The sequence below is a fragment of the Methylobacter sp. genome (assembly GCF_004322395.1).
Classification (GTDB): Bacteria; Pseudomonadota; Gammaproteobacteria; order Methylococcales; family Methylomonadaceae; genus Methylobacter_A.
In genome coordinates this window covers 1-21,300 of sequence record NZ_SCTW01000029.1, presented here as the reverse complement: position 1 = coordinate 21,300, position 21,300 = coordinate 1, and the positions used below count along the sequence as shown (strand labels likewise).

At 47.6% G+C, this 21,300-nt stretch carries 18 protein-coding genes; all 18 read right to left on the bottom strand.

Annotated features, from left to right (window positions below; all coding sequences use genetic code 11):
• A complete protein-coding gene (locus tag EPO18_RS03895; protein WP_292430793.1) occupies positions 1-828 on the bottom strand; it encodes a glycosyltransferase family 2 protein in 828 nt (275 codons plus the stop codon).
• A 15-nt stretch (positions 829-843) separates the two neighbouring features.
• On the bottom strand, positions 844-1,821 hold the full coding sequence (locus EPO18_RS03890) for a hypothetical protein (RefSeq protein WP_292430791.1): 978 nt from the start codon (positions 1,819-1,821) through the stop codon (positions 844-846).
• Positions 1,808-2,896 carry a DegT/DnrJ/EryC1/StrS family aminotransferase gene (locus EPO18_RS03885; RefSeq protein WP_292430789.1) on the bottom strand — a complete coding sequence of 363 codons (1,089 nt, stop codon included), beginning with the start codon at positions 2,894-2,896 and terminating at the stop codon, positions 1,808-1,810. The genes EPO18_RS03890 and EPO18_RS03885 overlap by 14 nt, the downstream gene beginning before the upstream one ends.
• A 5-nt stretch (positions 2,897-2,901) precedes the next feature.
• Complete coding sequence (locus EPO18_RS03880; RefSeq protein WP_292430786.1) at positions 2,902-3,885, bottom strand: NAD-dependent epimerase/dehydratase family protein; 984 nt, start codon at positions 3,883-3,885, stop codon at positions 2,902-2,904.
• 63 nt (positions 3,886-3,948) lie between these two features.
• On the bottom strand, positions 3,949-4,779 hold the full coding sequence (locus EPO18_RS03875; RefSeq protein ID WP_292430783.1) for a methyltransferase, TIGR04325 family: 831 nt from the start codon (positions 4,777-4,779) through the stop codon (positions 3,949-3,951).
• The gene (locus EPO18_RS03870; RefSeq protein WP_292430779.1) at positions 4,776-5,690 is read right to left on the bottom strand and encodes a glycosyltransferase; all 915 of its coding nucleotides are present in this window, start codon (positions 5,688-5,690) and stop codon (positions 4,776-4,778) included. Before EPO18_RS03870 ends, EPO18_RS03875 begins: the two co-directional genes overlap by 4 nt.
• Before the next feature lie 404 nt (positions 5,691-6,094).
• Complete coding sequence (locus EPO18_RS03865) at positions 6,095-7,879, bottom strand: ATP-binding cassette domain-containing protein (RefSeq protein WP_292430774.1); 1,785 nt, start codon at positions 7,877-7,879, stop codon at positions 6,095-6,097.
• Positions 7,880-7,882: 3 nt separating this feature from the next.
• Entirely contained in the window at positions 7,883-8,971 is a 1,089-nt protein-coding gene (locus tag EPO18_RS03860; RefSeq protein ID WP_292430771.1) for an FkbM family methyltransferase, read from the bottom strand.
• 31 nt (positions 8,972-9,002) lie between these two features.
• Positions 9,003-10,256 carry a phytanoyl-CoA dioxygenase family protein gene (locus EPO18_RS03855; protein WP_292430766.1) on the bottom strand — a complete coding sequence of 418 codons (1,254 nt, stop codon included), beginning with the start codon at positions 10,254-10,256 and terminating at the stop codon, positions 9,003-9,005.
• A gap of 264 nt (positions 10,257-10,520) precedes the next feature.
• Entirely contained in the window at positions 10,521-12,125 is a 1,605-nt protein-coding gene (locus EPO18_RS03850; protein ID WP_292430763.1) for a hypothetical protein, read from the bottom strand.
• Complete coding sequence (pseI, locus tag EPO18_RS03845; protein ID WP_292430760.1) at positions 12,122-13,165, bottom strand: pseudaminic acid synthase; 1,044 nt, start codon at positions 13,163-13,165, stop codon at positions 12,122-12,124. The genes EPO18_RS03850 and pseI overlap by 4 nt, the downstream gene beginning before the upstream one ends.
• A 71-nt stretch (positions 13,166-13,236) precedes the next feature.
• Entirely contained in the window at positions 13,237-14,562 is a 1,326-nt protein-coding gene (locus EPO18_RS03840; protein WP_292430759.1) for a DUF4910 domain-containing protein, read from the bottom strand.
• Positions 14,549-15,289: an AAC(3) family N-acetyltransferase gene (locus EPO18_RS03835; protein ID WP_292430756.1), complete on the bottom strand. Its 741-nt coding sequence runs from the start codon at positions 15,287-15,289 to the stop codon at positions 14,549-14,551. Before EPO18_RS03835 ends, EPO18_RS03840 begins: the two co-directional genes overlap by 14 nt.
• A gap of 214 nt (positions 15,290-15,503) precedes the next feature.
• A complete protein-coding gene (gene pseG / locus EPO18_RS03830; RefSeq protein WP_292430753.1) occupies positions 15,504-17,024 on the bottom strand; it encodes a UDP-2,4-diacetamido-2,4,6-trideoxy-beta-L-altropyranose hydrolase in 1,521 nt (506 codons plus the stop codon).
• On the bottom strand, positions 17,024-17,722 hold the full coding sequence (pseF, locus tag EPO18_RS03825) for a pseudaminic acid cytidylyltransferase (protein ID WP_292430750.1): 699 nt from the start codon (positions 17,720-17,722) through the stop codon (positions 17,024-17,026). The genes pseG and pseF overlap by 1 nt, the downstream gene beginning before the upstream one ends.
• The gene (pseC, locus tag EPO18_RS03820; protein ID WP_292430747.1) at positions 17,719-18,888 is read right to left on the bottom strand and encodes a UDP-4-amino-4,6-dideoxy-N-acetyl-beta-L-altrosamine transaminase; all 1,170 of its coding nucleotides are present in this window, start codon (positions 18,886-18,888) and stop codon (positions 17,719-17,721) included. Before pseC ends, pseF begins: the two co-directional genes overlap by 4 nt.
• A complete protein-coding gene (pseB, locus tag EPO18_RS03815; RefSeq protein WP_292430743.1) occupies positions 18,888-19,886 on the bottom strand; it encodes a UDP-N-acetylglucosamine 4,6-dehydratase (inverting) in 999 nt (332 codons plus the stop codon). Before pseB ends, pseC begins: the two co-directional genes overlap by 1 nt.
• Before the next feature lie 225 nt (positions 19,887-20,111).
• A protein-coding gene (locus EPO18_RS03810; protein WP_292430739.1) for an IS5 family transposase occupies positions 20,112-20,970 on the bottom strand; the annotation gives its coding sequence in 2 pieces (ribosomal slippage) (positions 20,112-20,577 and positions 20,576-20,970; 861 coding nt in all).
• Between the last annotated feature and the right edge of the window lie 330 nt (positions 20,971-21,300).

Below are 21,300 nucleotides of genomic sequence, written 5' to 3'. Positions count from 1 at the left end.
TCACCTTACTAACTCAAACAATCGTATGGGAAGTTTCAATGCCAGAAAAAGCAAGTTGGTATATAAACCATTCTCTTTGCAGGCCCTGACAGTTTCCAGGTTCAGCTTAATACTCGTCATAAATCCGCTATTACTCAATCCGCCGGAGCGCATAGTCACCATAACCTTATCAATAAATGACCACGATATTTTTTGCTTGATTAACAACCTAGCCAGCATCTCAAAATCGGCAGCGATTTTATAATCCGTTTTATACATTCCGCCTTCTTCGTAACAAGACCTTTTGCAATAGAAAGTAGGATGGGGAGGCATTACACCGATTCGAAGCAATGCTGGACTGAGTCTGGCAACCCGATACTTTCGCCGTATTTTTTTTAAGTTATATTTATCGACGATATTTAGGCAGGAAAAAACAGCATCCACTTTCGTTGCACAAAATTTGTCTATTATATCTTGCACTACATTTTTTCCAGAAAAAATATCGTCTGAATTTAGCATGCCCACATACTCTCCAGAGCAAAGAGATATGGCTTTATTCATCGCATCGTAGATTCCATTATCTTTCTCGCTGATCCAATAATCGATAACATGGTCATACTGCCTCAAAATATCAATCGTTGCATCGCCAGAACCGCCATCGACAATGATATATTCAATATTATCGTAAGTTTGTTGAAGAATACTGTGAATGGTGTCTCCTAATGTCGCAGCGCCGTTGAATACAACAGTGATGATCGAGACGAGCGGCTTGTCCTGACTGCTCCGCTTCTGCATTCCATGGGTACGCTGTCCGCCCTCTTTTTTCGGCAATACTCCTTCCGCTAGCATTTGTCTACCACCACCTTAGCCATACAAAGATACGCTCTTCTCGCCATCAATTAGCCTATGTTTGCATTTAATAATTTTGCCAAGCAGATCATTCCTTCGCGGCAAATGAGGAATCGCAATTCCGGAATCGGTCAACTTGACGAGAATACTTTTCAGGCAAATGAGATAAATGTCGTATAAGTTGTTCGCGGCCTCGCCGACCCGGTAGCCGGAATACAACAATAAGCTGGAGGCTGATTCGAGCCGCAATCCATGGAAGTGATAGAAAACCGGCGCAATTTTCCCTTGGCTCAATTTTTCGTAATATAAAACGTTCCAGGGAGCCAGAGTCTTTTCTTTTTGACGCAAAATATGTACTTCGTTATTGAATAATTCGGGCCATACATCCAGATATTTCTGATCGCCGAACTTGCCATCTTCCACCCTTGCATAGCACCATTCCAGACAGCGTTCTTGCCACCAGTGCATAACCTTGAGGGCCTTCTCCGTACGCCGGAACGTCATGAACTGGACACAGAATCTACCTCCCCGACTAGCACGTCCCGATCTTTCGTGACGCGGATCATAGGCATGCTCTGTAATCAACACATGTTTGGCCGATGCAACGAATTCATTAATCAACAGGATGGGCGCATCAAAGAAGAACAGGTCGGCATCCAGATAAGTTACACGGTACACGCTGGAATCGCGATCAAAAACGAACTGAGGTGTAAATGGAGTCAGCGTCCAGCAGTATTCGGCACGGCTTCGTGTTGGCTTGACTCCTAACAGTCGAGTATCTTCAACCTCGGATAATGGGATCAGGCTTACGGACGGTAATGCCAGATTCCGCAAGTTTTGTTCGACCAAGTCATCCATGCATACGATCCATAAATGGAACGGTTGCCCATGCTGCATCAGCGAAGCATGAAGACACAAGCCGATCGGCAGAAAGTTATTGTCGAACAGTGTAACAAAATGTTCGGTTTGATCAGTGCCGTTACTTGAATGCATTTAGCGCCTCTATTACAGCCGCAATATCGGCATCACTCATTTGCGGATGACACGGAATAGAAAGACAAGTTGTCGCGTGCTGTTCAGCCGCAGGCAAGCCGTTAGGACCGAAACGCAGATGCGCACATGGCTCTTGCCGATGCACTGGAACCGGATAATGTATGAATGATTCTATGCCGCTCGACCTGAGGTGCTGGGTGAGCCGCTCGCGCTCGGCGCATCTGATGACAAACAAGTGATAGACATGATTCTCCGTCTGTAACGGCTGCGCCAGCAGTTGGATCTTGGGGTTGGCAATTTTCTCGAAATATATTTTGGCAATCTGACGGCGCCTCTGGGTGAATTTTTCCAGCCGATCTAGACGCACACGCAGCAGCGCCGCCTGTATTTCGTCGAGACGGCTATTGAGTCCCAACTCCGAATGGTAGTAGCGCTCCTTCTGTCCGTAATTGCGCAGAATGGCGGCACGCTGAATAAGCTCGATATCATTGCTGACCATCGCTCCGGCATCACCGATTGCGCCCAAGTTTTTAGTCGGATAAAAGCTGTATGCGCCGAAACGGCCGAAGCCGCCAGCCACCTTATTATTCCACGCCGCCAGATGAGATTGGGCGCAATCCTCCAACAGAGCGAGGCCGTGTGTTTCGCATAAATCGAGCCAGCTTTCCATGTTGCAAACTTGTCCGTACAAGTGCACCAGTAAAACCGCTTTGGTTTTTGATGTAATGCAACGCTCAACGCTTTGCAGATCAAGTAACGCTGTGTCCGTATCGATGTCCGCCAGCACCGGAATTGCTCCCGACCGAATGACGGCCAGCACCGTAGCAAAAGCAGTCATCGGAGTGGTGATAACCTCATCCCCGACGCCGATGTCGAGCGCACGTAAACCGATTTCGATCGCATCCATGCCATTGCCGACGCCGATCGCATGCGAAATATTGCAACGTGCTGCCCATTCCGTCTCGAATGCCTGCACTTCCTGGCCGAGTACATACCATCCGGAATGCAGCACGCGATCAACCGCAGCTAGCTCAGCAATTCGTAAATCTTCAGGCTCGGCCTTGAAGTCGTTCATCAAGATCATTCTGAATCCCAATATGCTTTTTGATTTTCCTGATAATAAGCTAGGCAATTCGCCAAGCCTTCCTTGAGATGAATCTTCGGCTGCCAGCCGAGCGTAGCCTGAAACTTGTCAAAATTGCTGTAGTAATCGCCTATATCGATTGCCTTTCGCTCGGGAGGAAACGGCACCACTTGATAATCGGAACCGGGTTTTAGCTCGCTCAGAATCTGCGCCAATTGCAACAGACCGACCACCTCTTTACTGCCCAAATTGAACACCTGGCCGTCTGCATTAGGATCAAGCGCAGCTAATAGCAGCGCCTCAACCACATCGTCTACATAATTGAAATCCCGCAACTGGGTGCCGTCGCCGAAAACCTGGATGGGCTTGCCCTCAATCAGACTTTTGATCCAAATGCCCAGAAAAGTTTGCCGCGCATCTTTCACTCGCATGCCCGGCCCATAAGTATTTGTCAGGCGCAAAGCACATGCTCGTATCCCATAAACGTTATTATATAGTAAGTGATACCACTCGCCCGCCAGTTTATTGATGCCATTTACATCCACCGGCCTGATCGGATGCGCTTCGTCAACCGGCAGATATTCCGGTTTGCCGTAAAGTTGGCGGGTACTGGCGAAAACAATTTTGATGGATGGATTGTATTGGCGGCACGCTTCCAGAATTGATAATTGCGCGGCTGCATTGATCTCAAGATCGGACTGCGGATCCGTCATCGAATCCATATGACTGGTTTGCCCAGCAAGATTAAATAAATAGTGCTTGTCCCGGATAAGGTAAGCCATCGCGAAAGGATCGCGCACATCGCTGATATTCAACGTCACCCGGTCTTTAATATCCTCTATGTTTCGCAAATTTCCGCCGTAAACCGGAATCAGGCTATCGACCAATGTGACGTTAGCACCCAACATAACCAGGCGCCTAGCAAGGTTTGAACCGATGAATCCAGCCCCGCCGGTAATTAGCACTCTTTTATTTTTCATATTTTGTAATTTCATTACATATCTTAAGCTGTTATGTGAAACGCGGAAAGACTGTATATCTGTTCAATTGTCTTGTTTTTTGCAAAGAATTACGCCGCCGAATTCGATCCGGAGACCATCTAAATAATTAGCCCCGTCGATGGCGCTTCCATCAAATGTCGACAGTACCTCGTATTTTTCGCTCAATTTTTTTTGGAATTTTTTCCGGGAAAATATGCGGCAAGCATAACTGGCGGGATAAATCGATGCTGAAACATGTTGAACGGTAATGACGTCATCGCATGAATCACTAAAAGGCGTCCGGTCTATAATCAAATAGCGAATCCCACTATCGGCCAATTCGTCCAGAATCTCATCCGGTTTCTCCACATATTGCAGTACACTTGAAAGCAGAGCAACATTCGGACTGACTTTCTCCTGAGCTTCGTTAATAGTGAAGAAAAAATCCAGTTGATCGGTCCTGAAAAGTGACTGCCCGCATTGAACAAAATGCGGTTGTTCCACCACGCCCCATTGTAACCTTGGCAAAAAGGACAAAAAATTGCGGCACTGGTAATAACTGCTACCAAGTGCTCCGCCAAAATCGAGTACAGAAAGATGCCCTCCATTCTCAGTCGCAGCCCTCAACAAGCCAGCCAACACCGGAAAAGAATGTATCACTTCATCGAACAATACTGAATCACGCTCAAATGCCGCCTCGCCGGAATTTACCTTAAGAGTAGCTTGCATAACGCGTTCAAGAATTTGCCCTGAATCATAACCGGAAGCATCGCGGTTTGCAGATAGCCAGTTTGCATATTGGCCGGAAAAATAAATTCCTCGCCTCAACAACGGCCTCAAGCGTTCAATCAGGGCTGGCGGTAACCATCTTTTCGCAAATTTCTTTTGTTTCACTGCATACCTATCCGTCTTTGCATGACAGCAATTATTTTTCGGAATACTTTAACAAATAAGTAGGGGCGGGATTTTCGAAAAAAAGTGATAAAACTTTGCCGTGCGAAGGCATTTTCTTCAACAGCCGCCGTACCGACTTGAACCGGTATATCCGTCATCTCTCCTTCATACTTCATTGCGCTGGAACAATGGGAGCCACTGTCATCCATCCCAATATTAACCAGTAAACTGCGTCCGGGATATAGGGTGAGCTTGTCTTTCAAAAACGCACTCGCGTACCAGCGAATGGCCCAAGAATTGTTTTTACCGGCAATTTGGTTTTGAAGCATTTTGGTGTAAGGATAGCTTCCGTCAAAATCGAACTGATGGGTTAGCTTACGACGCTTTAGCTCATCCAAGAGCTTTTGTCCATCGGGATTAAACAGTTCCCAACCACGCGCCCATGTTGCCCAGCCCCAGCAATCGGCACCCCGTAAAAAGAATGTTTCCGGCATTCGCTCCATCACGGGGTAAATATAACCGGCAATGCTGATTACGCGCTCGTCATGCTCATAATAATTCAAAGCTTCGTTCATATATTTCAAAAAGTAGGGCGAAGTTACATGGTCGTCTTCCAGCACAATGATTCGACCATGCTTTTGGCAAACTTGGGTAACGCCGTTAGTAATTGATTTAGCCAAACCGAAATTAGTTTCTCGTTCAATAACAGTTATTGAATGAAAACCTACAATTCCACTTACGTAGGAACGCACCTCGGAGGCCGCCTTACCTGCTGAGTCATTTTTTGCACCATCGGAAAATACATACAGGTCGGTGTCTTTCGCTTCTGCATTGGCTAGCAGCGCCTCGACAGTTTGACGCGTATGCCAAGGCCGGTTATAAACAAATAGTGCAACAGGCGCCTGATTCACCAGTCCCCCAATATGGATTCTTCTATTGAGAAAACCATGTTAATGATCCAGCAATAGAAAACTGTATTAAATGCTTTAGCGATCATACGATAGTCATTCTTGTGTAATGAGTTTCCCGGCAGGTTGGGCATTCAATTGCACCATTCGGTCTCGCCAGCAATTCGGCTATAACCACTTGCGGTCAGTAGTTTTTCTGCTTGCGATTTGGTGTCGCTCGCTATTGCAGTAGCCTTAAGTCGCGTAAGATTGAACAGTTGCTTCATAGTAAGTAGAGCATCAAAATCATTAATAGTGTGCACATCACGCCGGTAGAATAATAGGCGCCCGAATATCGTGTTGGACGATGCATGTCAATATCTACAAAGAATCCCTTGTGTTGCGCAACCGTTTTCCTAGGTATCTAATCAGCTCTGGCTAACTTCGTATTCACACGGTTTTCTATCCTCAGTCACAAGTTTACCCTTCTTGATATGCCACACTTCATCAACTTGTTGCATTATGTAATTGTCATGCGTTATAAAAAGCAGTATCCGTTCGTGAAAGAGCGATTTCAAGTTCTGTAGTACCTGTTCCCGTGTCTGTGAATCCAGCGCACTAGTCGCCTCATCCAGAATTAATACATCCGGTTGGCGCACAATCGCGCGTGCCAAGCCAATGCGCTGACGTTGCCCACCGGAAAGATTAGCGCCCTGATAATCCAGTCGTGTATCAAGACCTGCGGGTAGTGTATCGACCAATTCTGCCAATCCGGACGCTTCGACTGCGACTTGAAGTGCAGCATCTGTCGGTTCAAGACCGAAAGCAATATTTTCTCTTACACTACCGCTAAAGATTCGCGTTTGCTGTTCGACCAGCACCACTTTGCGGCGAAGCGATGCCAAATTTATCCGGTGATACGGTTGATCCCCAATAAACAATTCTCCTGACATTGGCGCCAACAAGCCGAGCAGCACATCTGAGAGCGTCGACTTGCCTGAGCCTGAACGTCCCACTAACGCGTAGATATGTCCAGCCCGCATCTGTACCGTCACCTCGGACAATACCGGATGATCCGCTACATAGCCGCATGAAAGCCCGGTAATAGTCATGCTTCGCACAGAATTCACTTGTGCGCCATCCTCCGCTACAGCTTGGCTAGCGGTCGATGAACCGATAATGTCGTCAATATCGAAAGCTGCTCGAATATCTATTGCCACTCGCCCACCGGATGCAACTGCCGTTCCGAGAAATGAAAGCACCCTGATCAGCATGGTGGTGACGGTAAAGAAATACACCGCAGAAAATTCTCCAAGACCGGCAATACCGGCAATACCGGGAAATAATACTATCAAGCCGAGGATAATCAGTATCAGTCCCGGTACAGAGCGCGACCCATGATTAAAAACATCCAGCAAAAACAGCACACGTCCGTAGCGATCAATAAAGTTCCGGTAGCGCTGGGCCACGAACTCCTCTCCAGCCATTGAGCGGATGGAACGAATGCCGTTAAAAGCTTCGATAAAGGTCGTATTTGCCTCACGGGAGAGGAACGCCGATTCATTACTCCATGAGAATACATGTCTCATAGCCAAACCGATTGCCAGTCCGGACAATAGCAAAAACAGCAAAGTCAGTTTGAATACGAAGGGTGAAAAAATGAAGAGGACTATTAAACCAATCAGTGCAGCGACCAATGCCGACACGGCTTGGGCCATGTGGAAAAACACTTGGCCAACGCGAACGGCCTCATCCCCGGCAAGCGCCGTGTAATGCCCGACAGTGCGGCGATAGATATCGGAAAGAGGCTCATTCACCACCACCCGGGAAAATATTCCTCCGCTCAAATGCGCGAGAATGCGTTTTGAGACCCACGTATTCAGCGCCAGTTGAGTAAAGCCGACAGCAATGCGTAATCCTAATAGCAGCAAAAACAGCCACAACCAGGTTTTTGGTTCTACCGGTAATCTCAGAATTTCTGCTGCCTGATGCCAGAACTCGACTGCTTTCGAGGAAATTCCGCCAGCTTTCTGTCCTTCGGCGCTTGTAAGTGGCAGCATGACGCTCAATGCCCCATATTCTAATAGTACACCGGCCATAGCGACTACAACAGCCAAGTGAGCCGAGAGGAAATTGCGAAAGACGAACGAAGTAAACTTGGGCAGATAACCAGCGACTTTGGCTATGCCGTAGAGATTTTTTTGTTTTGCCACTTTTTAACCGTTGGGATATTCGAACCACATATACTGCTTCCAGCGTAACAATTGCGACATTCCGGTAGCTCGTATGACTCGTCTCAACAATCGCCATACTACACCGCGGCCATGCCAAAACTGCCGCCCAGTCTGATGCCATGCAATCACATCGCTCTTTATTTGATCGGCTGTTGTGGCATCGAATAAGCCGGATTCTTCAGATTGCTCGACGATGAAATAGGCCTCACTAAAAAAACGATACCCGCACAAGGCCACGATCAACTTACGGATCGAATCCGCATCTTTGTTGGCGACAAGCTGTCTCCAATCACGTACATAAACGACATCCGCCTCCCAAACTCTGGCTGAGAGCGACGGCGTATTCTCGTATACGCCGAATACCTCACGCTGATACCAGTCGCTATCCCCATTTTTGGAACGGTATGCGCGAGCGATACTCACGTCAAGCAAGCGCATGCCATCCTCAGTAAGCATTTCATCAATCTGTCCCCATGTCGGGCCGTCCAAATAAGGGCCGATGTTATCCGTCACCCCGCTACTGATATTGACTTCAACCTCTGCCAACAAGAGATTTTTTCGACGATCTCCCATACCTTGAAGTATTTCCAGCTCTGCCCCCTGGACATCCAGTTTGATGATGTCGACGCTGTTCACTTGAGCTTCATCGAGCACATCGGAAAGTTGGCGAGTTTGAATTTTGACTTCGCGAATAGGATGGATATAAGTATTGTTAGGACTGGCAAACTCGCTTGCAGGGTTTATCGGATAAAGCGAACTTCCTGTCGGGCAATTAAGCATATACAGAATCCGCTCTCCTTCCATGCCCGACAGACCTACAGGGAAAACATGGTACTTTTCCGAATAGGCAGAGTTGGAAAACAACTCCTTAAGTTGTTGATAACTTTCTTGATGCGGCTCAAAAAGATAAAAATCCACTACGCCATCATATGACCGCCAATGTGGCTGCAAGCCATCCGCCGAACCAACATCTACACCAGCCATGCGCACACCGCCCAAGATTGAGAGCTTGGTTGGCAAAAGAGCACTCTCTTTCCTTTTTCTTCGTTGCTCAACAATATGACGAATCATAAAATCTCCTTAATGACTTGGGTCGAGCTGATCATACATATCCCATGACAAATTTACGTGCATATTTCTTAACCACCGCAACCTGATCCTTGAAAAATGACTCTTTGTTGAAGTAAGACTTTATGTCTTCTTGGTTTTGGTTACGGTAGATTACTTGCAGCGCAAGCCGCTCCCCCGATTTAACGAGACTTCCTCTATGCAGCAAGTGCGGACCATCGAACACTAAAGCCTGTCCGCCTTGGCTTAAATAAGTAATCTCTTGCTCGGCAAGCATACAGGCCAATTCTGTTCCAGCCAATATATCATCCCCAAAATGGCTCGACCCCTGCATGGGTTTAGGCAACTCCATAAAAATCCGGCGCAATTCCGCATGCCTTGCAAGCGGGCGGTAGTGTGTTTTATGCACAAACTTCGCATAGCGATTCACAACAACGCGATCCAAGGCCTTATGCATTCGAATTCTGCACGGCGAAATCTCCCAGCAATTGCTGCCCGGAATTGCTCTCGTTGCACCATTCTCTTCATCCACAGGCGTTACGTAAATCATCGATTTTGGCAAACAATCGCCCTCATCCACATGAAGATACTGCATCGGACTGTCGGAAAGCCCGACATCTTCGTAAAGATTTTGATACCAGTCCTGTTCCGGGTATGAGTATTCGAGTCCGGCGCCCAACAAGGTCATTTTGTTCCGTTTATATTCACTGAGCACATCCAATATCCCGGCTTCGTTAACCGCGCGTTTAATAGCTTTCCATAACGGTGAATTAAAAGGTACATTTGTTACGGAGCGATTAAAACGATCCGACAAGGCACGTTGCCGTAATCCCGGCATGTATTCAAGCGCCAGACGACGGATATCGGCATAGGCCTCCGGCGGCAGGCCAGTGATATACATACCTTGAGTTTGTAATAAAGACAGCTGTTCCCGATTGTCTCTGGCCAAAGCAATGCTACGATAATCACGCGCTGAAAAAACTCGTCGGCTAAATTCATGACCCATATCAGCGATTGTCCAATTGACCACTGAATCCAACCATTCCTCTACCAATATCGACACATTTTTTTCTTGCGCATGTATCAGGATATGTTCCATAGATTTTTTTATATCCGAGAGGGCGTCCGCGGCATCAGCTTCCGAAGGGGATTTAAGAGCGCAAAAATTTTCGAATACAGCATCAACATTTCCAATTTGCTGAAAAATCAGAGCGTCGTTGTAATGAACGGCTCCTTTGTATTTCTCATATGCTGGGTGAATCGAATAATCAATTTCCGGATAACGCATGATCTTCTCCAAATTGAACACTTCCGGTTAATCGAGCGGTCTCGCCTTTATGCGACAACCCGGCTAACGTACCGGCCATTATTGTTACATAATACCATAACCCTTAACTTAACCCATTGATGGTAAGCCTAACTAAAACGCCCAACTGAAAAGCCATGGCTAAAGGTTTTTTGCAAAGCGATACGGACAAATCCATTGTAAACCTAAACCGGCCGTTTTCTTCATGCATGAGCTATCCCAATTTTGGGTTTGCCCATCTCGCTGCTAATTGAAAATCGCTCCCCATCTTTGAGGCCCCGAAACGCAATCGCGATATTCTGAAAGCCTGGAAATCTTCTGCAACCTATCGACCAACTCATCGGTCTTTGCCGCCTGATCACATATCATGCGAAAATCCATTGCCGCATCCCTAAGCGCTTTTTCCTCATCGGTAACGCAGAGATTATGCATATAGTAAAATTCCAAACTTTGACGATGCATAGCCTGTTTATCAATACCAATTTCCGCATAATGGCGCAATAGCTCCGCATACTCATTTAGACTCTCAGCAGTTCTACAAAAATCAAAACTGATATGCGGATGATGCGCGGCAGCAATCGTAGGCACGCCAAAATAAGCCATCTCGTGGGCGACAGTGCCATAAACTGTGACCGCACAAGCCATTCCAGCCTCGACCAATTGTTTATTCGTAATGCTCGAAGGAACCATCTGCGTATCAGGATAACGATCCCTTAGTTTGCTTAACGCAGTTTCACTAAGATTTATCTGATTAGGATGCGGCTTAACGAAGAAGCGGATATTCGCACTGTTAAGGGTTTCAATGGTAAAGCACAACCATTCCCAAAAATCCGGAAAAACCATTTCCCGATACACATGAGGACTGTCGTAGAAATCATGTAAAAAAATCACCACCGCATCGCGCACATCGGGAACAGATTCTCCGGATTCAGCATAGGCCGATTTTTTCATGTACGCAGTCGCGCTATCGATTTGACCGGCCATTCTGGCCGATAGCGCCGATTCAGCCAAAGCCAGCTTTTCTTCCCGTCCATTTAGCCGCGAAAAGTCATCGGCATATGCGTCCGGGTTTTTGGTATGCACAAAATCTTTTAGGGTTAATTCTTTTGTAAACTCTTGATAATTACCGAACGAAAATACCCGGACACCATGTTGCAAAGCGACTCTAACCGGAATGCCATGGTGAGTATAAGTGCTATATGAAGTTAAATATAATTTCGGTTTAGTGCACCCAAAGTACGCCTTAGCTCGACGAATATCGCGATGCGCCTGCCAAAGCAGAATCAATAAATAATTATCTTTTAAATCAACCGTCGGCGCAGGTTTAAAACGAAGAAAGCTGTCATTGACTAAATCACCTACGGCAACATCATCAATCACCAAACTTATCAGATCTTTTTTATTGTCTAAATTTCGCCAGCACATCCAGGCGCGGTAGAAATCGAACACATCGCTAATGGGTTGTAAAGAACCGCTACGATATCCGACACCGTTACAAAATGAATTGTATAGCCGCACCCATTTGAAGTTATACAATGGATTGATAAACATTCTCGAAGCAATGAATGAGAAAATAGACTTAGCTTCGCCTACTCGCATACTCCGCAACACATATTGCTCGACCTTAATAGCGTGCTGCTGCTCTTGCATAGACAGCGCAATCTGCCCAAACAAGCCAAAATAAAACACATCCTCTACACATTGCACTAAGATCACATCATTTGATGGCGGCACCGCTGTCCTTGTGTTTTTCAAGTATCGAAAGACCGATGCCTGTTGCGGATCGATCAGGGTGGCCCTAAGAACCGGTCTTAACAGTTTTCTTATTGAATTCAATAATCGCTTGTTCAAGCCAACAAATCCCAGGACATCGCAGTGCCCTTCTTGACATCTTTCGCCAGGCTGCGCCCGAGCAATGTGGGTAAATATTTAGGCGGCAATCCGTAGCCGGGACGGATCGCGTGCAGATTCTCGTGCGTCAACACTTCACCGGCTTTAACATCCTTGACGATATACAACGAGCGCCGAAAAACCAGCGACGTCTTCTCTTTCTCTGTCGGGCCGTAACTGACTTTACCCAATGCCTGCCAAGCACGCTCGCTCTCGACGACCAACGCCGCCATTTCGGCCGGTTCCATCGAGAAAGTGCTATCAACGCCGCCATCGGCGCGGTTCAAGGTAAAATGCTTTTCGATGACCGTCGCCCCTAGCGCGACGCTCGCTACCGAAACGCCGGCGCCCATGGTGTGATCGGATAATCCCACTTCACAGCCGAACAACTCGCGCAGATGCGGAATGGTCAGGATATTGGTGTTGTCCGGCGTAGCAGGGTAAGTACTGGTGCATTTAAGGAGCACAATGTCGTTGCATCCCGCTTCACGCGCGGCACGAACCGTTTCATCGATTTCGGCGACCGTTGCCATGCCGACAGAAATAATCATCGGCTTGCCGGTTGCGGCCACCTTGCGGATCAGTGGAATATCGGTATTTTCAAACGAAGCAATCTTGTAACAAGGCACATTCAAAGCTTCAAGAAAATCTACCGCAGTATCGTCGAACGGCGTAGAAAAACCGATCATTCCCAGTTCCCGGCAGCGGTCGAAAATCGGCTTGTGCCATTCCCACGGGGTATAGGCTTCCTGATAAAGCTTATACAGCGAGGTTCCTTTCCACAAGGAGTTGGGATCGGAAATGAAAAACTCGCCTTCATCTAAATCCAATGTCATCGTGTCGGCGGTATAAGTCTGAATTTTAAGCGCATGCGCGCCTGCCTTGGCTGCGGCATCGACGATCTCCAAAGCCCGTTCCAATGATTGATTATGATTGCCGGACATTTCGGCAATAATAAAAGGCTGACTAGATAAGCCTATCATCCTGTTTGCAATTTTCATGTTCCAACTCTTGATTTGTTTTTCGTAGATAAATGCTTTGCCATAGTCACATGGTTAAAAATTTGTCCGCATCAAACCCAAGATGCTTCAATTAAACCGTTTGCGATCAGCGGCCTCAATATCTCCACCAGTTTTGAGACAGGTTGTCCAAGAATGTCGGCAATCTCAAGGAGAGTGTGCTCACCATCACAGTGCGAAATTAGATCCATCATCGTTCGAACTTGAGCCCCCGATTCTTTGGTACTCAAGGTTGGATAAAGCCCTCTTTTTCCGAGTTGGGGCTCACAAAATACGGTTGTTTTGAGGCAAATATTATTCTCAATTGTCTCTATAGCTTGACGTAGCGCGGTGAAGCCTCCAAGCAAGCCTTTTGCAGTCACCAAGTTCAGATCGTCGAGTGATGTATGGTATTCGGGGTATTCTCCATACTTACTACGCATAATTGTTGCGATTGGAAGGTCTACACCCGGCGCACAATATTGTCGTTCGTCACTGCCACGGTCTAACCAAGTAAATTGCTTAAAATTGGGATCAATATACTTTAGCACATGTAGCGCAGCTCTATCTGATAGCGTATTTCCTAAACGCGACGGCAAAAAGGAATAGCATCGCTCATCGCCAATGCATGTGATGTTGAAGCCGGCTATGACATGGCTCTTCAAGTATTCCATATTCCGACTGAGATATACAATGGATCCGATCGTCTCTGGAATAAACAAAATCCGGTATGTGTACCTATGACTCTTCAGTGACATTAACCAACGCGCCAAAGCTGTCGCTACCACAGGGCCGGATAGCTCGTTGTTTGCCATGGAAGGATGGCAAATGTAAGTGGAGAGTAAAACCTCTTGTTTCGTTTGTCCCGGTAAAATTAAATCCGCGTAATTCAGAACTCCCGGCTTGAGTTCTGAATTGATGACCACATGATATTTGCCAGGCTTGAGAGCTTGTCGTTGTGAATGTGCCAAGCAGAAGCCCCAGCGCCGGGCATAATAAGAAGTGATGTATGGAATGGCATCAGGTTGGCTAGGCAGGGAGTAGAGATGGTTATTTAAGTCTTCCAACTCCAGCCACTGATCTACAGGTTCCGAATATCCCAGAACATGAAGATTGTGCGCCCTAAAATCAACAATGCGTTTACCAGACTCATCGGCGATATAAGCGTCTTTTATAGTCCATTCGTCCGGAACCGTCCAGTCAAATGCCGGGGTCCCAGACGGTACTTCATGAACGGTTAGACCTTGCAAGTGTTGCCCAAGGTAGGCAAGAGTTTCACGAACTCCTGGTCCACTCAGGCTTCGACAAATCGGAAACAGAGTCTTTGCCAAATCGTGACAAAAAGCTCCTACGTCAAAAGCAATTGGAGACTGGTCGAGAAATATATCACTGAATTTCATAAAGTAGTCCTTTGGCTCGACCTTCATTTAATATCATAGCGACTTCATCGAACATTTTCGGAGCAGAAATCACACGTAAGCCGGAGCCTTCCTTCGGTCTGCAACCAGTGTAAAGTTTTTTTTTCCAAAGGATCTCACCCATTGGATCGACATGTGTGATCACTCCCTGTTCGATGTTGCGCACAAACAAGCCAAAGGTTTGAGTTGACTCGACTCCTATTTCGTCGATATATTGCCCCGTGAATGTTTTATGGTATCTATATGGAACATCCAGGCTTTCCTCTACGTAATGATAAAACGTCATGCTGTTTTGATCAGGGAGGTCTAACCCCCCAATTTTTCCTCCGTGGCGGTGCAGGATGCCAAACGGGGAATTCTGGCCGTAGCCGCTAAAGTTTTTCAAGCCACGGAACATTTCAGCTTCTTTTCCGATCACTGAGAATGAGTATATCGGATGCCCTGTGCGAACCGCTCCAGGCCATAAACGCCCGACTTCTGTAAATACTCCCATATGACTTGGCGAATTCCGGATATCGAAGCGCACTCCTTTGGGAAAGTCAAAATTAAACAAGGGAAGAAGCAACGTTCCAGATTTACCAAGTGCGATCAAAAAACTCTCAAGCACCACTTTAGGGCTTACGTTTCCGCCAAGCCTTGCTATGCGTCTCAATGTCCGGTTAAGATTACTATGTACTAATAGCATATCACCTTCTTCGATACCAGCCATCCGCCAATCTGCTACAAGTTGACTGATTATTTGATTAGTCATAAGGATCCTTTTAGCCTGAATATTCAGCGCATGAGCATATGCCCATCAACCTTGGACAAACTTCGGAAATTATCAAAGCTCGTTCTAATAGCTGATTATTATTGCCGGACATTTCGGCAATAATAAAAGTCTGACTAGACAAGCCGATTGTTCGACTTCCGATTTGCATATTTTAATTCCTGATCTGTTTTCCGTAGGTGTAGGATTTTTTTTCGAAGCCCGCCGTCGAAAAGGCCGAAATTGACTGAGCGTTTCGGGCCATTATAGTCGCCTCGATTGACTCGACCTCTAGCCAATTATGTTCGACCCATGATGTTCCCTGTTCAATAAGCTGTACGCCCATGCCTTTGCCGTAATTCCCCGGAGCTAAATAAACCGATATAACAGCGCGCTTGTCATTGCGGTCGAACCGCACGACGCCGACCGCCTCTCCGTCAGATTCGCCTATCAATATTTGACGGTCCGGGTTTTCCAATGTTTTAACAAACCAGGCGACATGCTCAGCAAAAACGATCGGCTTGGTCTCAAGGGAAAATCGTCTTGTTTCTTCAGTATTACGCCAATTAAAAATGCGCTCGCAATCTTCCGGTTCGGCCCGGCGCAGCATGATCGAAGACGTTATTAACCGTTTTGTTACCCGCTCTACCCCTTGTCCATCAACTAGTGTTTTTCCCTCTTCGCCCATGCTTATCAATAGCCAGGATGAAGAAAGAGCAACCCGCAAAGCGCCCTCTAACAACGCTATATCGACATTCCCGGCCTCGCCTAAATAAAGGGTTGCGCCCAATCTTGCCATGGCTTCGCAGCCGGATTGTTGATTGCTGGCGACACTGATCACGATAGACGGCAAACCTAGGCAACACCGCTCCCACATTGTGCCGCCGCCGGCGCCGATCGCCAGGTCGGCCTTAGCCATCACCTCCGCCATGTTACTGATTTGCCGGTAAAGGCTGGCTTCTGAAAGTTGGGCAGAAAGACCGGTAACCTCCTCCTGGTTCGGGTTGGTAGCGCCGACAATCACATCAACGGCAAAATCGGCCCTATTTAACTGCTTTATGGCGCGCAACGTTTTGCCGGTCTCATTGTTTGGATCGCTGCCGCCAAAGAACACAACTACCCGCTTAATATTGCCATCGCGCACTTTTAGATTGCTGCGCGCCGCCTTAAATTCCGGACGGAGCAAAGCGTATTTCGGGCCCAGCAATTTTTTGCAATAAACCGGCAGCAATTTTTCATAGCGCGCTTCCATGTTGCAATGTAAGTTTTGATCGAGCAACACATCGCAGTCATGGGCTCTATTCGCCAGATCGTCGATCACCATAATACGCTTTGTAGATGCGCGCATCGCTGTCTCCCACTCGATGTCGAACGCATAATGATCGACAATCAGCCAATCGGCGACGCTAAGTGTGCTAAGCGCCTCTGCTGTCTGACGCGCGTCTTGTTCCTGCGTTTTGCCCAGCCAAAGTGCGTGAGCCAATCGGCCTTCTGACGATGACGTAGAAGCCGGAAGACGCAACAATTTATGAGGCGATGATTCAATTTGGTCGAACAAGTGGCCGGGATGCTCGCGGCAAACGAAAGTAACCTCTGCGCCTTTTTCGTGCAATGAATTCGCCAACGTCAGGCAGCGCATCACGTGGCCGCTACCTATTTGAATCGATGCGTCGCAACGAAAGATAATCTTCAACATCAATCTGTCTCGCTTTGTTGCAGTATCTTGAACATCAGTTCGGCTCTATGCCAATCTTCAAGGGTGTCGATGTCTTGTACGCGATGACGAGGCAACAAAACCGGTGCGGCTGCTTGCGAAAATATCGGTAACTCACTAAGAAATGCTTCGCAACGCCCCCAATAGAATTGCCCCGCATCATGGTAGGCGTGTTCTAAATCTTGCGAGCGGGTCTTGAAATGCTCTGGCTGAAACATTGCTACGCGCCCGGACGAAGTCAGCTTGACCGCTCGTTGGATAGGGAAAGGATAATCGGTCAAGGTGAAGGCATACTCGCTTTTAGCGGAAAGCAAGGTATCCAGTCCGCGTTGCAAATCTTGAGGGATAACAAATGGCGCGGTTGCATAAATACAGCAAGCCAGTTCTGGCCGCACTTGATTATCGATGAACCATTCAATGGCATGCTTTATTACCGGTACGGTTCCCGCGAAGTCATTAGAAAGCTCTGCCGGACGGACAAATGGTGTTTCCGCGCCCCAATCGTGCGCAACAGATGCAATCTCCTCATCATCGGTCGAAACGATGATATGGTCGAAACAGTTGCTTTGCCTGGCTGCTTCGATGGAATAGGCGATGATCGGTTTGCCGCAGAAGTCGCGAATGTTCTTACGCGGAATGCGCTTGCTGCCGCCGCGCGCCGGAATAATCGCTAACTTCATATCTGCATAGCCTTGAGCAATGCGTCCGTCACACAAGCTTGCTGTTCGCAGGCCAATGCCGGGTACATCGGTAGACTAATTGCTTCAGCATAGTAACGCTCGGCTTCAGGAAAATCGCCCGGCTTAAACCCGAATGCTTGGTAATACGGCTGCGTATGCACCGGAATATAATGCAGATTCACGCCGATGCCTTGCGCGCGAAGCGAATCGAACACCTCACTATGAGACACGCTCAATTCTTCCGGTTTCAGCCGGATCGGGTAAAGATGCAGGCCGGAGTAAGTATCCGGATGCTGCCACGGCGTTATGACCGGCATGTCGGCCAACGATTTATCATATTGAGCCGCTAGCGCGTGCCTTTGCGAGACAAATTCATCCAATCGTGACATCTGGCTTTCTCCCAATGCCGCTTGCAGATCGGTCATGCGGTAGTTATAGCCGAGTGCGATTTGTTGGTAGTACCAAGAACCATCGGCCTCATGGGTCATTTGTGCAGGATCGCGGGTGATACCGTGGCTGCGGAGTAACGCCATCCGGCTTGCCAGCTCGGCATTGCCGGTCAGAGCCATGCCGCCTTCGGCAGTGGTGATGATCTTGACCGGATGGAAACTGAAAATCGTGATGTCGGCATAACGGCAATTGCCGATCGGTTGATCCAGATATTTTCCGCCTATGGCGTGCGAGGCATCTTCGATGATTTTAAAACCGTAACGATCGGCCAATGTGCGTATGCTTTTCATTTCGCACGACTGCCCGGCAAAATGAACCGGGATAACGATCTTGGGCAGTTGCCCCTGCCGTTCTGCCTCAATCAGTTTTGCCTCCAACGCAGAGACGCTCATGTTGTAGGTGCGCGAGTCGATGTCGACAAAATCGACCTGTGCGCCGCAGTACAAACCGCAATTTGCAGAAGCGACAAAAGTATTGGGCGATGTCCATAAATTATCCCCTTGCCCAAGCCCTAAGGCCAAACAAGCGATATGCAATGCGGATGTAGCGCTATTCATTGCCAACGCATGCTCCACGCCGCAATATTGCGCAACAGCTTGTTCGAAGCGCGGAACGGCAGGGCCTTGCGTCAACCAATCCGAACGCAACACCTCCACGACCGCTTGGATGTCCACTTCGGAAATATGCTGCCGACCGTAGGGAATGTAATCTGCCATCAAATCGCTCCGATCTTGAGCCGGTGTGCCTCGATCCATTGCTGTAAGGTTTCGATGTTCATCCATTCGGTATTGGTATCGGAAGCGTAAGTGAAACCTTCCGGCACTTTGCAGCCGTCCTTGATGCGATTAACATCGGCGCTCCATTGATGGATGGCTGGCAGGATTTTAAAATGCTCCGGGTACTCGTAAGTGTGATAAGAATCTTCCGGGCTGATCATTTGTTCGTGCAGTTTTTCACCGGGGCGAATACCGATGATCTCGTGCTGCGCGTCGGGCGCCACTGCCTTGGCAATATCGGTAATATTCATCGACGGAATTTTTTTGACATAAATTTCTCCTCCGACCATGTCCTGAAAAGCATGCCAGACCAGTTTGACGCCCTGATCCAAAGTAATCATGAAGCGCGTCATGCGCGGGTCGGTAATGGGCAGCTTGCCTGCCTTTTCCAGCGACATAAAAAATGGAATAACCGAACCGCGTGAGCCCATTACATTGCCGTAGCGAACAACGGCAAACCGCGTTTCGTGTCCGCCTGCGTACGAGTTGCCCGCAACGAAGAGTTTGTCCGAAGCGAGCTTGGTCGCGCCATAAAGATTGGCAGGACTGCTAGCTTTATCGGTCGATAGCGCGACAACACGTTTCACACCCTGGTCGATACAGGCATCTATTAGGTTCATTGCACCGTTAATGTTGGTCTTGACGCACTCGAACGGGTTATATTCGGCGGTCGGCACAATCTTGGTCGCAGCCGCATGAACGACATAATCGATACCGCCCAACGCTCTGTGCAGGCGGCCTTTGTCGCGCACATCGCCGATGAAAAAGCGTACACGAGGATCATCCCCGTATATTTTTGCCATTTCCCATTGCTTCATTTCATCGCGCGAAAAGATAATCAGTTTTTTCGGTTTGAAGCGCGCTAAAGTCAAGGGCACAAATGTATGCCCGAAGGAACCTGTGCCGCCTGTGATTAGAATGCTTTTATCGTTGAACATTTCCTAGTTCCTGTGCGCTGTTATTTGTACATAATTTAAAATCGGCCGTAACCTTATTCGCAAAGTTTTTCAATCAAGTGCCTATCCGAATCGGATACTCAAGCGGTAGCATCATCTCTATCAGGAGATCAATATCGTTTCCATGTTGTATACCGGCAACACGATTCCCGAATAATCGAATAACCGCATCGGAACCCAGCTGGCTGACTACCTCGGACTTAGAACTTATCCGTAAATAATATTGCCCTTATTTTGTCGCTTGATTTTTCGTAAGACGATGACAGAAGCGGCCAGCATGAGCAAGCCGAGATAACTCCGCTGCATTTTTTCATACCTTACCAAGAGCTTTCTAAACCGGTTAAACCAAGCGTGGCAAACTTCAACAACCCACCGCCTTGCCTTAAAGTCAGGGTTCTTGTCTTGTTCTTCAATCTCTTCGCCACGCGTCCGGACATGGGGAACATACCCCCTTTCTTCAATCTCGCGCTGGGCGGTTACGCCGACATAACCGGCATCAAGGCAAAGGTTTTGCTTGGTCAAGTCTTCACTGGGACGATCAATGATCACGCCAACCAACGTGGCAGCGAGTAGCTTGACGTCATGGGTGTTCTCTCCACTAATGACAATCGACAACGGAAGGCCCTTCTCATCGGCTAATACGCTTCTTTTGCTACCTTTTTTTCCGCGATCCGGGATTTCTTCCCACCGATTCTAGCGCTAACGGTGCTTTGATCATCGTACTATCAAGACTTTGCCACTCCCAGGCAATCCCTTCCAGCTCATCATATTCCAACAGACTGGCGCGCCAGAGTTGTTCAAACACGCCCATCGCTTGCCATTCCAGAAAATACTGGTGGATCGAGCTGCTACTGCCGTATTCGCTTTTAGGGACGGCTTTCCATTGGCATCCTGTTCGCAACACATAGAGAATACCTTCAAACACTTTTCGTGGATCTTGGCGTTTTCTGCCACCGCCTGATTTTCGTTTATAGGTCTTTTCGGAATCTCTTTGCCGCTCGGGAATCAGCGGTTCCACTCGTGCCCAGAAATCATCCGAAACTTTCCAACTGGCTAGTCTTTTCAATGAACTGCACCTCTATCAAAATGACGTAGTACAATTCTTTCACAACACTTAGGTATTTATCAAGTTATTTACGGATAAGTTCTTAGTTTGTTATGTTCTTAGCTGATAGCAGTTATTTTCATTCAGCTTATTTTTCTAAATAACTGTTGGACCAAGCCGCTAACGCGGAGAAGCCACCCGGCGCGTGATTGTTTATAAATAAATGATATGGCTACACTAAACCAATGGGATGGACTCCTCCCACCTTGTATCGGCATCAAAGTGCCAGACTGATAGGATTGAATATCAGACAAACTAGCGGAGGAGTCCGAAATGAATATTAAACGGGTA